We start from the raw sequence: 12,600 nt of genomic DNA on the forward strand, positions 1-12,600 counted from the left end.
AGATTGGGTGTCGAGAATTGGGTGCTTTTAAAGTCGCACAGTCCTAGCAGTCCTAACGGGGTTCGATCGCGGCGACGAACGCCAATGGCAGTTTGGCATCAAGAGGCAACTGCCCATCAATTGGGATTTCGATCGTGAAAGTGGTGCCCTGGCCCGGCTGCGATTGGCAACTGAGGCGACCACCATGCTTTTCCTGCACAATTTTGTAGCTGATGGATAGGCCTAAACCGGTTCCTTTCCCCACATCTTTGGTGGTGAAAAAGGGGTCAAAAATGCGCTGAAGCAAGCTATCTGGAATGCCCAAGGCATTATCTTGAATTTGGATTTTGACCCATCGATCGAGCGTGGTTGCCGTGAAAATCTCGATGGTAGGGATCCGCGGCTCCTGGGGAGCCAGCATCAATTCCTCTAACGCATCGATCGCGTTCGAGAGCAAATTCATGATCGCTTGGTTTAATTGCCCCGGATAGCAGGTGACCAAAGGTAGATCGCTATAGTGCTTTTTCACCACAATTTCCGATCTCCCCTTACCCGACTTCAAGCGACTGCCCAAAATCACCAAGGTATTATCAATTCCTTCATGGAGATCGGCCTGTTTATAATCCGCTTCATCCAGCCGTGCAAAATTTCTGAGAGAAATCACAATTTTACGAATGCGTGATGCTCCCACTTCCATGGAACTCAGCAGTTGGGAAAAGTCTTCGATGATAAAGTCCAACTCTTCATCATCAATAGGGCCGCTTTCGGATTCCACTTGCAAAGGCTGATCATCCCGATCGCGGTAGGCAGCCATCACAGTCAACAGTTGATTCATGTAGAGCTTGGCGTGAACCAAATTACCGTGAATGAAATTCACAGGATTATTAATTTCATGGGCGATCCCTGCTACCAATTGCCCTAAACCTGACATTTTTTCACTCTGAACTAACTGGCTTTGGGTTTGCTTGAGTTCCAGCAGGGTTGCTTCCAAATCATCATTTTTCTGGCCCAAGTCAGCCACGACCGTTTGAATTTCCGCTGTCATGCTATTGAACGTAGCGGCCAAGGCTCCCAACTCATTGTGTTGCGAAACTTTAACCTTAGTGTGATAGTTGCCTTCTCGAATTTTTTTGGCGGCCACCGTTAATAAGGTCAAGGGCTGAATGAGCGATCGCGTGACTAACATCGCGATCGCGGTCGAGATTATCATTGAAATCAATAGCGCCCCCAACAACACCAAGCCCCACTGTCTGACGGGGGCATAAACTTCCTGCAAAGGCAGCTCCACCACCACATACCATTGGATACTGGACATATAATCTGTGACCCCAAGCACTGGTACATTCGCTAGACCTTGATAGGAGCGAACTCGGTTGGAATTGGTTCGTTTTTCCGTGGCATATTGCGTGACATTGGCGGGCGCTTTTTGCAACTGAAAACGCTGATAGGCTTCGTTGGGCGATCGAGTTCTGGCAATTAACATCCCTCGTCGATCCAGAATGTAGGTATAGCCTGTTTGGCCGACTCGATTATGGGCAACAATAAAATCAAGAAATTCTAAATTAACTTGAGCCACCAGTACCCCATCCAATTGATCTTGCTGGTTATGCACGGGAATGGCGATGGTGATTGCGGGAACTTGTGTCCTAGGATTCAGTTCCACTTGGGTAATCTGTCGAGATTGATATTGAAACACCCGTTGCACCACGGAATAATAGGGACGAGTGAGGGCAATAGCCGCCGCTTCATCACGCACGTAGGGGGCAATGGTGGTTAATAGTTTGCCCTGGCGATCGAACAAGGCAACAGACTCGTAATTGTGGTTGTCGCGTACCAACCCTTCGAGCATATTGCGATGTTCCCAAGGATGTAGCTCGCTGAATCCACGCACCTTGGTTAAATAGCTCAAATGGAGTTGCATATCGTCCAAATAGGTCTCAATGCGACTGACGATTGATTGGGATCGAATTTGCTGAAGCTGTAAAGTGCGATCAATATAAGACTGGTAGCTCAAACCAATAAGAGCACCCCCAATTAAAACCACATTACCGATCACCAAGGTCACCAATCCCACCCGCATTAACATTGCCAGGGAATATTCACGAGCAAAGAAACGGCGGAAAAAGGTTGCTTTCATAGTGATGTGATGAAAAAGGGAAAAATCCCTTGAACCCGGTCTGAATTGGGTGAATGATGGTCAAGGTTTAAGGGCAATGGTCTTGAACTGAGAAGCCTTAGACCTGAATGAGTTCTTGTCGGTTAAGGTCAAGGGCCAAGCCAAAGGATTGGGGCCCGCCCACCTGCTCGATCGCCTGTCGGACAAAGCGCTCATCTACCAAATCCTGCGCAATGGCTTGGGGATCGAGGTTGCGCAGAAATTCAATTTCGCCTGTGATCAGCGTCGATTGCAGCGATCGCACCAAGGCCGTTGTATAGGACGGAAAAGGATAGGGCTGGAACGCAATGCGTTGTGATCGCCATTCCGGATGTTCAATGACCCCTTGAATTCGATAAAACTCTGAATCAGAATAGGTCAGCACACGATCCAAAACGGACACTGGATAGGGCATATAATTTCCCCCATCCTGAGAGAGTAAATAGGCTAATTCAGATCGATTAATTTGAGACCATTGTTGTGCTTGAGCAATCGCATTCACCACTCGTTGTGTCCATTGGGGATATTGCCGAACGTCCGCTTCATGCATCAACACCACACAGCAAGCATGATCTTTCCAAACATCTCCCGTGAGACGTAGCAATTTGCCTGTTTGTGTCAATTCCGCCGCTGCATTATGGGGTTCTGCCACGATATAGCCCGCGATTTTTTGAGCCTTGAGAGCTGCGACCATGTCCGGTGGCGGCAACACTTGCAACGCCACTTCCCGATCGCCCAATTTGCGAGGCTCCGTCCCATGAACCGGCTGCAATCCGTGATCTCGCAACAAAATTTGCAAAATGACATTGTGCAAGGAATACCAAGCGGGAATGGCGAGCGATCGCCCGGCTAAATCTTGAACCCGATTGATTTCCGGCAAAACCGTGATTGCAGAACCGTTGGTATGATTCCAAGCCATTACTTTGGCGGGAAATTTCAAGCCATAACGCATCCAAATGGCCGTGGGCATCAGGATATGAATCAGGTTGACCTCTCGCCTCATAAACGCTTGGGCGATCGCATCCCACGATCGATAGCGTTGAATGGGGGCAACGTCTAAATCCTCATAGGCATAAAAGCCTTTTTCCTGGGCTGCCAACAGGGGGGAAGAGTCGGTGATGGGTAAGTAACCAATTTTGAGGCGGGGTTCTTGAGTGCCCAAGGCCCGATCGAGCCATCCGGTTTGACAGCCACCCAAAGTACTGGCTAATCCTGCGGAGGTCGCGAGTAAACCAGTTAAATGGAGCCACTGACGGCGGGTTAATGGTTGAGTCCAAGAATCAGGAATGGCCATGGGAATGGACAAATTTGAAGGGAAAGCAAAGACGATGCGATCAAATCAAGCCATCGGGGCCAATGGCTCAGAAGTCTTGCTAAGAACTATGGTTAAGCAATGGGACTGAGCAATGGGGTTAAGCAATGAGACCGAGCAATAAGGCTCAGAGATGCGGCTGAGAAATAGGATTAAAAATCCCATTAACTTCACTCTGAAAACTGATCCTCCGGCAAAGTTGTCTAGCCTCGTAACCATTATCGCTTTCCAAACCCTATGATTCGAGGCGAGATCTCAACGCTCCCTAGTCACTTCCCAAATAATTCCCCAAAGATGGGTCAAGGAATGCTAATCACCGTGGCAGGCGCAGAATGCTAATGACGGGTGTTGATGTTCATTCTTGAGTCTCAGAGCTTATATCTGAATAGGTGCTCAGAAAATGATTAAAAAGTCAATGAGCAACAGGTTGGATATCAGGTGCGATATTGGGTGCGATATCAGGCCTAGTATCCATACTGACCTGTGAGCTGGAAGATGGACTGAAATGTCGTAAATTTGCAATATACAGGGCTAAAATCAGGAAATTTTTCAAGCTGATAAAAGTTGGCTGAGATTTTCGATGGACAGGTGAAATCGTCAGGATCGGCGGCTCTCGAATCATCAAGCCCCAAAAAGTGAATGGGTGCTCCATGAATCGAGATCCAAAATGGTGCTCGCGAGATCTCCCGGCGGGTATTGGTCGATGCGCCTTGGTTGAAAGACCAGCTCGACTTGTATGTTTGTTAGTATTCTTGAGCGCTTACTCGCAAAACAGTATCGGGTTTGATTTTGAGCTTGTCGCCTTCCCAACTCCCAGTTTCCTGGTCTTCGGCTGACCTTGACCCGCAGCCAGCGGCCCTGGCCAGGGTGGCTGAGTTGCGATCGGCCCTGCGCCAGCAACCGATCGGGCCAGAAGCAGCGGTGTGCTATGGCCAACTGGGAGCAGCACTGGCAATGTTGGGGCGACGAGTGCCGGCCCTGTGGGCGTTTTTGCATCAGGCCCTTTGTGCCGGTTGGGAAGACGCGGACTTGGCCTACCAGGAATATCATCTGCTGCCAACCTGCGCGATCGAGCAGCAAGCCCACGCCCATCACCAACTGGCCTTGTGGCTGCGCGATCAGGACTGTTGGTTGGGGGCCCGCCTGGCCTTGGAGGAGGCGATCGCCCTGGATCACAACTCCCTGACGGCTTGGACGGCCCTGGGCGATTGGTGGCGAGACTGTCCCGACCCAGCCTTGGAACCGGAGCGGGTCGATCGGGCCCTGGCCGCCTATCTTCAGGCCTTGTATCGCAACCCCACCTACCGCCGACCCTACGATCACCTGTTTCGGTTGCTCCAACGGGCTGGCCGTTTTGAGGATGCCCTGTCCTGTGGGCGCAAGTGGGTTCCGCGCTCCCTGGTGCTGGCCGATCGCCAGCAAGTGCCCCAGGAATTGCCCGCCGCCACCTTGGACTATTGCCCGATCGACCCGGCCGATCGGGTGCAGCTCAGGGCCTCCCGATCGCCCCTCGGAGAGCCGCCCCATCCCGACCTTTGCGCCACTGAATACGAAGTTGATCCCACCTTTGTGGTCACCCTGCCCCAGGGCCGAGCCTGGACGGATCATTACACCAGCGCCATTTTTACCGAAACGGGCGCATTGGTTCAGGAACTCTCCCTCGGGAGTGTGGAGTTGGTGGCCCTGTCGGAGCAATTGCCGCCGCCGCGCCGGGTGGCGGGAACCGTGGCCCTGTTGTCGGTGGCCGGGGGGTCAATGTTTTGTCACTGGTTGCTGAATCTCCTGTCGCGGTTGCGGCTGTTGGCCGATGCGGGCTGGACGTTGGATCAGTTTGACTATGTGGCGGTAAATGAACAGGAATATCGCTACCAAACGGAAACCCTGGAACTGTTGGGCATTCCGCCCCAAAAGCTGATTATTAGCAATCCAGACGATCGCCATATTGTGGCCGATCGGTTGGTGGTGCCCTCTCGGGTCGATCGGGCCACGCCTTGGATTTGCGACACCCTGCGGCAACTGTTTTTGCGACCTGCCATTATCCAGTCCATGGCCCCGCACGATCGGCTCTACATCAGTCGTGATTGGGCCAAATATCGCCGTGTCGTGGACGATCGCCAACTCAGTGATTGGTTGGTGCGTCAGCATGGATTCAAAATCGTGCTGCTGGAAAGTCTGTCCTTTGCCCAACAGGTTTCCCTTTTGGCCCAAGCCAAGGTGGTGATTGCGCCCCACGGAGCTGGCCTCACCAATCTGGTTTTTTGCCAACCGGGCACGATCGTCCTGGAACTGTTTTCACCGCGCTATGTGCCCAGCTATTTTTGGGAAATTGCCGACCTGATTGGCCTAGCGCACTATCACCTGGTGGGTGAACCCCTAGATCACTATCCCGATCCGGAGGCGATTTTGAACTATCGCTTCTCGGATCCCGGGGCTGATGGGATTTGGATTCCGTTCGATCGCTTCCAAACGGCCGTCAACCACCTGTTGACCGAGGGTTAACCCAGAGCGCCAATCCAGCGCCAACCTAGAACTGCTCGATCGCCCCAATTTCCCGCCGTTCTGCCGCCTTTCCCATCCTTCCTCCGCAAGCCTGCCCCCCCCGATCGGGTGCATCCGGTTGTTGACTGCGACACTTTTTGAAAGTCATTTGCATTTAAAATAAATGCCAACTTTTGAAACTGCTAGCAATTCCTAATAATTCCATTCCTAAATTTCACCAAAAATCACTTATCTGACATGGCTCCTGGCATCTCTGACGGTGACTGGCGGGACTTGTGGCAAGCCAGCCGCCAGATGGCCCACCCCTTCAATTCCCAAGATTCCCCCGATTTCCAAGATTCTCCCGATTCCACCGATCCATTGACCCTAATCACGCCTGCGATGCAAGTGGTGCTGCAACAGATGCTCCATTGCCCCCACCACGGCGCGATGAGGCAGATGTATTTGGAAAGTAAGTTTGTGGAACTGTTGACCCTGTGGTTAGCTCAAGCGGAAGACCAAGGGGGAGCCGATCGACCCATCGCCGATCGCTCGCTGCCCCTGAAGGGATCTGACCTCGATCGGATTTATCAAGCGCGGGATATTTTGCTGCAACGGTTCCAGACTCCCCCGTCCTTGACGGATTTGGCGCGACAAGTGGGGCTAAATGACTGCACCCTGAAGCGGCAGTTTAAGCAGGTATTTGGCAAAACCGTCTTTGGCTATTTACACGATTACCGAATGGAGCAAGCCCGCCGTTGGTTGCTCGATCGCCAGTGGTCTGTGACGGAAGTGGCCCGGCGAGTGGGCTACACCAACCTTTGCGCTTTCAGTACGGCATTTCGCAGAAAATTTGGCCTCAGTCCCCGATCGTTCCAGCGACAAGGCTGAAACTGATGGCCGGCCGAGGGTCAAGGGGCGAGCAAGGGACTGCCGCGCGATCGCCCCTTGACCCCAATTTCACTAAAAATTCCGTTTCGCCAAAGAAAAATTCCGTTTCAGCAAACTTTTGTTCCCCATTTTCGGGAAATGACACCGTAAGATCATCTCGCTCATTAATTGAAAGTAGTTCTCAACTGAGAGGTTCGGCGGTGGCGCTCCACCGTCACGCTGGCTGGCGCGAGGGAATTGGCGCGGCTCGTGAACTGAAATTTGATGACTGGCAAACCCATGACCAAGGGCGCTTGAACAGTGGAAACGTCAGCTCAGAATAAAAAACGTCTGAAACATCAAGCCTGATCCATTTGCCTCCAGCCGCCGTAACCAGTAAGAAACTTGAACCCTTTGTTTTCATTGCTGTTTCGGTTTGACAAGCATCTCAGAATAAATTTTTGAAAAATCTCCTTGAAAATCAAAAATGAACCATTCATTGATGAGCATTAAATGAGCATTTATTGGCATTTTTTGCAAAATTTGCAAGCGATTCGTTAATCAGGTGGGTGAAGGAACGATGCAAAAATTGGGTGAAATTTTGGTGGCGGCGGGAGCAGTTGCGGTTCCCCTCACATTGTTTTCGGTGTTGGCGATCGCTCTGATCATTGAGCGTGTGGTGTTTTGGTTTCGGGTGAATCGTCGGCAAACCAAAGCGATTCGGGAAGTGCTGGATCTCTATGAATTTGATCCGCTGCTGGCGGTGGAAAAACTCAAGCGCAATTTGGATTTACCCCTGGGGCGCATTTTCCTAGCAGCGGCTTCCTTAGATGAGGCGGAACCCGATGAAATTGCCCTGGCGATCGATGGGGCAACCCAAGCGGAAATTCCCGTTTTAAAGCGCTTTAACAACATTTTTGACACGATCATCACCCTGTCGCCGTTGTTGGGATTGTTGGGGACGGTGTTGGGCTTGATTCAATCCTTTAGCTCCCTGAATTTGGGCGATGTGGGCGGTGCAAAAACCACCGCAGTCACCTCAGGAATTAGCGAAGCCTTGGTTTCTACGGCGTTTGGTTTGGTGGTGGCGTTGTTCACGCTGTTTTTTGCCAATACGTTCCGAGGCTTTTATCTCCGACAAATTGCCCTAATTCAGGAATATTCAGCAGAACTGGAATTGCGGCATCGGCGTTACTTGAAAAAGATGCGAATTAAAACAACGGAGGGAGCAACCTATGCGCAGGCGAACCATTGATGAACCGGATTTGCCGCCTCGGATTGAAATTGTGCCGATGATCGATGTGATCTTCGCAATTTTGACCTTTTTCATTATGTCTACGCTCTTTTTGGGGCGGTTTGAAGGGTTGGCGGTGAATTTGCCGAAAGCCCAATCAGCCAAGCCCCAAAAGGTGATTCGAGCCACGGTGACCCTCGATCCACAGGGCGGTTTATTTCTGAACAAAACCCCCGTGACGATCGAGTCTTTAAGCACAGCCATTCGAGGGCTTCAACAATCGGGACAGGATTTAACAATCGTCCTGAATGCGGATGGTTCTGTGACCCACGATCGGGTGGTGGCGGTGATGGATCGGGTGCGCCAAGTGGAGGGAGCCAAACTGGCGATCGCCACCCAAAAACCCACCCAGCCCTAAGGAATTGCTCACCTGTTTTTGCCCGATAGCTTGATGGTTTAAATCCGCCTATGGACAGCTCGCAACTGATTGGTCAGCAGCGCCAAAAGGAATCTCGGTGGCTGAAACGGTTTCTGTTTGGCAGCGTTTGCGGGTCGATCGCCCTGCATGGGTTGGCCTGGGGGTGGCAAGTCCGCAACTGGTGGAGCGATCGCCCGGCGACCACCGACAGCGAAATGGAAGTGACCATTTCCAACCTCACGCCCGATCGCCCGTCGGAACCCCTGGCCACGCCCCCTCCAACCGACCCCGTAACCAATCCACAGCGCGATCGGGTTCCATTGGCTCCCCAGAGTCAGGCTCCCTTGAAAGCGGGCGAAGACGCGCCCACTCGCAACCCCAATCCCACGGGCGATCGCGACCCGATCGCCCCCGGCACCAGCCCCACAGGAGATGCGCCGGCCATGGCCACGGGCACCGGCCCGATTAGCGATCCCAACGGCACAGGGGACGGGTTCGGCAATGCCAGCCAAGCCACCGGATTCACCTCGGGCGCACCGGATGGCGATCCCGAGGGCACGGGATCGAGCGATGGGGAACCGGCCGGCACGCTGGAGGGGCCGCCCGTGACCAGCCCGCCCCCGAGTCCGCCGCCCGCCCCCGCGCGATCGCCCGGCCAGCCCCAATGCGTGAGTTGTCCCCTACCGCGCTATCGGGGCACGGAAGCCAGCCCCCGTGTGGATTTGCGGATTCGGCCCGATGGCAGCGTGGAGGTGCGGTTGCGCCAATCCAGCGGCAACCCGGCGGTCGATCGCGAAACCCTAGAAGCGATGCGGCAATGGCGTTTTGACCCGCAAACCGTGCCCGAAGGGGGCCTGCGCCGCCCCATGCGCGTCACCTACGAGGAGGAGGGATCGCGGTTCCAACGGGCTAACGAGGCCCGTCGTCGCGAAGAGACCGAGCGTCGCCAGGCCGCAGAACAGGCGGAACGGCAACGGGCCGCCGATCGCCCCACGGAACAGCCTGCCCCCACAGCCGATCGCCCCACGGAGCGACCCACCGAACGGGCCCCAGAACGCACGGCGGAACAACCGGCCAGCCCCACACCCGCGGCCTCTTCCCCAGCGGCCGCACCTGCCGCCCCGGCTCCCGCTGATCGGGAACCGCGCCCCAATCGCTCCACTGCGCCCAGCAACACCAGCGATCCGAGTCCCAGCCGGCCGGCAGCTCCGGAACCGGCCCGCCCCGCAGTGGTGGCCCCCGCCCCTGCCCGATCGCCCGTGGCCCCAGCGGAGCCACCGGCCCGCAGTCCCGCTGCCGAGGCCCCGGTTGCCCCAGTCCGGCGCAGTCCCCGGCCCCGCCGATCGCCCCGGCCCCGCCGATCGCCCCCGCCCGTCCAAGCGGCCCCCGCGCCCGCGCCCGTGGCCCCCAGCGCTCCGGAACCCGCCCCCGCCAGCAGTCCCGCCGACTAGCGCGATCGAACACCACTGATGCCCTATCCCGAATCCACCATTGCCTCGGCGTGATTCTCAGATCGCGCTGGGCAGAATTCGGGTGCGATCGTGCTGGCTCAAGGGTTTGCCCGTTTTGATGTTGGTTTTTGAACTTGCTGTTTTGAGTTTGTTTTAGGAAACCCCCATGAACTCCGCATCTCCCCTCTCCCTGTCGGTTTTGTTGGTGGCGATCGGGGCGCTGGCTGCTCCCGCTGGGGCTGAACCAGTGCCGCTGGAGCCGCTCGATCGCTTCCGCGTCAACGCCCCTGCCACTTCAGTGGAATCCTGGCTGGCCCAAGCCGATCGCCCCGCCACCGTCACCCGGGTGGTGGTCACGCCCCTACCCGACGAGCTGGAAATTGCTCTGGAAACCCCGGCCGGTCAGTCCTTGTTGATTGATGCGAACCAGTTCCGGGCCGAGGGCAACCAACTGATCGCCGAAATCAGCAACGCCAGCTTGGCGCTACCGGAGGGGGCGGAGTTCACCCAAGCTGACCCCACCGCTGAAGTGGCCTCGGTGCGGGTTTGGCAGGTTGCGCCCGATCGAATCCAAGTGGTGGTGACGGGTCGCAACGGTTTGCCCACCCAGGACGTGACCTTGGCCACGGGTGATTTGGCCTACAGCCTGAACGTGGATGCCAATGCGCCCGAAGAAGAATTGGTGGTGACGGGGCAGCGATCGCCCAGTTACCGAGTTCCCAATGCCTCCAGCGCCACCGGTACAGCCACCCCGATTCTGGAAACGCCTTTCTCGGTGCAGGTAATTCCCCAAGCCGTCCTCCGCGATCAGCAGGTGATCAATATTGAAGACGCGCTGAACAACGTGAGTGGCGTGGCTTTTGCCGGCAGTAATGGCAGCCGGGAAGCCAGTTTCAGCATTCGCGGATTCGGCAATCAATTTTCCACTGGGGCCCCGTTGTTGCGAGATGGATATCGCATTTATGGGGGCTTTCAAGCGATTCCGGAAGTGGCCAACCTGGAACAAATTGAAGTGTTGAAGGGGCCATCTTCAATTCTCTATGGACAAATTGAACCGGGCGGCATCATTAACCTGGTTTCCAAGCAACCGCTTGATCAACCTTTTTATGAAGCAGAATTCCAGGCTGGTAGTGATGCTTTAGTGCGCCCCCGCATTGATTTCAGCGGCCCCTTAACCAGTGATGGCAGTCTGCGCTATCGACTGAATGCTCTCTATCAACATCAATCGCCCTTTCGGGACTTTGATACGGATATCAACCGCTTTGCGATCGCGCCGGTTTTAGCTTGGCGAATCAGCGATCAGACTGACTTGTCTTTCAACCTGGAATATATCCACCAAAAAGGACCAGCAGACTTTGGCATTAGCCGCTTTGGGGATGGTGTTGCTCCCGTTTCTCGGGAATTTGTGATCAATAATCCTGATGATTCAATTACTACTGAATACTTGAATACCGGTTATCAATTTGAGCACCGCTTCAGTGACAATTGGAAAATTCGCAATGGTTTCCGCTACATCAACTACACCTATGACTACAGTGTTATCGCCTTGCCGATCATCGTGAATGATGCGGAGATCACTCGCTTTTATGCTGATCAAGATGGGGATGACCGCTCTTATACCGCGCAAACTAGTGTCATTGGAAACTTCAAGACTGGTTCCCTAGAACACCAAGCAACAATCGGTCTCGATCTCAACTACAGCGAGTTCGCGATCGAGACTTTGTTTGATACGGCTAATCCGAGCACAATCAACATTTTTAATCCGGAATATGAGCGAGTTCCCAAGCCCGATCACTCGGATTTGCCGCCCTTTCAAGATGATGTCACAACCACCACTCGCCTAGGAATTTACCTGCAAGATCAGATCAAGCTAACTGATAACTTGATGATTATTACCGGGTTGCGCTACGACACGATCGATAGCAAAACCGATCAAAAATTGACCGATGAAAGCAGCAGCTTTAACGCGGATGCTTGGACACCCCGCCTCGGGATTTTATATCAGCCCATTCCCGAATTAGCCCTTTTTGCTAGCTATTCCCAATCCTTTCGTCCCACGACGGCCACCAGTTCCAGTGGTGCAATTTTGCCCCCGGAAGAGGGTGAAGGATTTGAAGTGGGTGTGAAGGCCGAATTGTTCGATCGTCGCCTGCTTGCCACCCTCACTTACTTCGACATTGCCAAGCAAAACGTTGCGGTTTCAGATCCCGAAAATCCCCTCTTTTCTGTTGCTTCCGGTGAGCAACGTAACCGAGGAATCGAGCTGGATTTGATCGGGGAACCCTTACCCGGTTGGAAAATTTTGGGTTCCTATGCCTACATCGATGGCGAAGTTACTGAAGATACCGATGAGTCCTTAATTGGTAATCGACCGGCTGGGCTGGCAAAACATAAAGCTACTCTCTGGACAAGCTATGAAATTCAGTCCGGTTCCTTCAAAGGATTGGGCTTTGGGGTGGGCTTTGAATATGCGAGCGATCGCTATGGAAACTTAGCTAATGACTATCGACTGGGTGACTACCTGATTGGCAATGCAGCAATTTTCTATCAGAGAGATAACTATCGCTTTGCTTTGAATTTCCGCAACTTCACTGATGAAAACTACATCAAAGGAGCCACTGGAAATGAGGGTGGTATTGAAGTGGGTTCACCCTTCACAGTCACAGGATCAGCTTCAATTCGGTTCTAAATTTCGTAGGAAAT

At 53.8% G+C, this 12,600-nt stretch carries 10 protein-coding genes; 7 read left to right on the forward strand and 3 right to left on the reverse strand.

From position 1 onward, the window contains the following. Positions 1–52: 52 nt before the first annotated feature. Positions 53–2,116, reverse strand: coding sequence for a sensor histidine kinase (locus tag ACZA91_RS09155; protein ID WP_463186220.1), 2,064 nt, complete (start codon positions 2,114–2,116; stop codon positions 53–55). A 97-nt stretch (positions 2,117–2,213) separates the two neighbouring features. Next, positions 2,214–3,428 carry an ABC transporter substrate-binding protein gene (locus ACZA91_RS09160; RefSeq protein WP_463186221.1) on the reverse strand — a complete coding sequence of 405 codons (1,215 nt, stop codon included), beginning with the start codon at positions 3,426–3,428 and terminating at the stop codon, positions 2,214–2,216. Between the two features lie 813 nt (positions 3,429–4,241). Between ACZA91_RS09160 and ACZA91_RS09165 the strand changes: the two genes are divergently transcribed. Next, a complete protein-coding gene (locus tag ACZA91_RS09165; protein WP_463186223.1) occupies positions 4,242–5,945 on the forward strand; it encodes a glycosyltransferase family 61 protein in 1,704 nt (567 codons plus the stop codon). A gap of 25 nt (positions 5,946–5,970) precedes the next feature. On the opposite strand, the gene ACZA91_RS09170 is transcribed toward ACZA91_RS09165, so the two are convergent. Then, positions 5,971–6,093, reverse strand: a complete 123-nt coding sequence (locus ACZA91_RS09170; RefSeq protein ID WP_463186225.1) for a hypothetical protein — start codon at positions 6,091–6,093, stop codon at positions 5,971–5,973. Between the two features lie 89 nt (positions 6,094–6,182). On the opposite strand from ACZA91_RS09170, the gene ACZA91_RS09175 reads away from it, so the two are divergent. The 6 genes from ACZA91_RS09175 (at position 6,183) to ACZA91_RS09200 (ending at position 12,586) form a co-directional block, all read left to right on the forward strand. Further along, positions 6,183–6,815: a helix-turn-helix transcriptional regulator gene (locus tag ACZA91_RS09175; RefSeq protein ID WP_463186227.1), complete on the forward strand. Its 633-nt coding sequence runs from the start codon at positions 6,183–6,185 to the stop codon at positions 6,813–6,815. Between the two features lie 200 nt (positions 6,816–7,015). Next, positions 7,016–7,138 (forward strand): hypothetical protein, encoded by a 123-nt coding sequence (locus tag ACZA91_RS09180; protein WP_463186229.1) that lies wholly within the window; start codon positions 7,016–7,018, stop codon positions 7,136–7,138. Positions 7,139–7,374: 236 nt separating this feature from the next. Beyond that, complete coding sequence (locus ACZA91_RS09185; RefSeq protein WP_463186231.1) at positions 7,375–8,049, forward strand: MotA/TolQ/ExbB proton channel family protein; 675 nt, start codon at positions 7,375–7,377, stop codon at positions 8,047–8,049. Then, on the forward strand, positions 8,030–8,446 hold the full coding sequence (locus ACZA91_RS09190) for an ExbD/TolR family protein (RefSeq protein WP_463186233.1): 417 nt from the start codon (positions 8,030–8,032) through the stop codon (positions 8,444–8,446). Before ACZA91_RS09185 ends, ACZA91_RS09190 begins: the two co-directional genes overlap by 20 nt. A 50-nt stretch (positions 8,447–8,496) precedes the next feature. Then, on the forward strand, positions 8,497–9,897 hold the full coding sequence (locus ACZA91_RS09195) for an energy transducer TonB family protein (RefSeq protein WP_463186235.1): 1,401 nt from the start codon (positions 8,497–8,499) through the stop codon (positions 9,895–9,897). 166 nt (positions 9,898–10,063) lie between these two features. Then, on the forward strand, positions 10,064–12,586 hold the full coding sequence (locus tag ACZA91_RS09200; RefSeq protein WP_463186237.1) for a TonB-dependent siderophore receptor: 2,523 nt from the start codon (positions 10,064–10,066) through the stop codon (positions 12,584–12,586). The last annotated feature ends 14 nt before the right edge of the window (positions 12,587–12,600 follow it).

The sequence above is a fragment of the Limnothrix sp. CMB-01 genome (genome assembly GCF_055193175.1).